Annotated in this window: 1 protein-coding gene; it reads right to left on the bottom strand. The window is 40.9% G+C overall.

All coding sequences use genetic code 11. From position 1 onward, the window contains the following. Nucleotides 1-824, bottom strand: an 824-nt coding sequence (locus A3735_RS05440; protein WP_231882408.1) for a HAMP domain-containing sensor histidine kinase, incomplete at both ends; no start/stop codon positions are given.

The following is an 824-nucleotide window of genomic DNA, read 5'->3' as shown; positions in this document are numbered from 1 at the left end:
TTTTGCGTATCATCACCCACCTGAACAAAATCCTGAAATAAACGTTTTTGGTTCTCTTCCGAAATACCATTTCCAGTATCACTCACCTGAATTTTCAACTGCCCATCACCTAGCATACTCATACTTAGCCCAATATGGCCTTGCTCCGTGAACTTTGCCGCATTAGATAGGAGGTTAAGAATAACTTGTGACAGGCGGTTAGGGTCGGTATTGATAAAAATAGGTTCATCAGCACCCGAGATAGAAAACTGAACCCCCTCTTGCACACGCGGTTTTATCAAACGATAGAGTTGACGCAGGCACTGTGAAAGATCAAAAACCTCTAGGTTCAGAGAAACGCCCTGCGACTCAAATTTACTGAAATCCAATACATCATTAATAATTGAAAGTAAAAGTTCACCAGAAGAAGTTATATTCTCGACACGAGCTTTAGCGCTAATATCCTTAATCTCTTTTGCTAGAAGCTGAGCATTCCCCAACACACCATTAAGCGGTGTTCGAAGCTCATGACTCATCGTAGCCAAAAACAACTCCTTACTTCTAGCTGCCGCCTGGGCTTCATTTGTAGCAACTTCTAGAGACTCCATCATCTTCTTATTTAGTCGAATCTCTTGACTTAATTCTTCTTGTTTACGCTTTTCAAGGCTAATCAAGCCATAGATACAGAATGCAACCGTACACAGAACGATTAAGGTAAAAATCAATTTGAGCCAAATCCAGTTTTCTGGAGAACTCAAAGAAGCAGGAAGTAAGTCAAGTTTAAGTAATGTGGCATTCAAGCTAATCAGAACAACCGACGCCAAGGCGATGTAAAAAGCACTTCT

Source organism: Oleiphilus sp. HI0061, from assembly GCF_001635675.1.
Note: the sequence above shows the minus strand (reverse complement) of the source record. Positions and strands in the feature narration are given on the sequence as shown.